This is a genomic window from Streptomyces sp. URMC 124, from assembly GCF_051386455.1.
Lineage (GTDB): Bacteria > Actinomycetota > Actinomycetes > Streptomycetales > Streptomycetaceae > Streptomyces.
The window spans coordinates 1-271 of record NZ_JBPQTS010000472.1; the positions used below are offsets into that span (position 1 = coordinate 1).

Here is a 271-nt window from a genome sequence, read left to right on the forward strand (position 1 = left end):
GATTATGGGGGAACCTAGGATTGGCAATTGGCATGGCTTGGATCGTAATCCATCTTAGCGGATTAACGAGCATCGGAACGTCCTATTTGTCACCGATTGCTCCCTTCGAGCCCTACGACTGGAGGGATGTCTTTTTGAGAGCGCCCTTTAGCATGCTTGGCAGACGCCCGTCGCAGGCGAGATCCAAGAATAAGAGCAAATTAAAAATGAGAAGGTGACGCATTTGAGAGAAAAATTGTCCCAGTTCCATACGATGATCCTGATCTATATG

The 271-nt window shown here is 47.6% G+C and carries 1 protein-coding gene; it reads left to right on the top strand.

Going from position 1 to position 271, the window contains the following annotated elements:
* The coding region (locus tag ACSNOG_RS33375) for a spore germination protein (RefSeq protein WP_436756415.1) at positions 1 to 218 on the top strand (218 nt) is incomplete at its 5' end.
* Between the last annotated feature and the right edge of the window lie 53 nt (positions 219 to 271).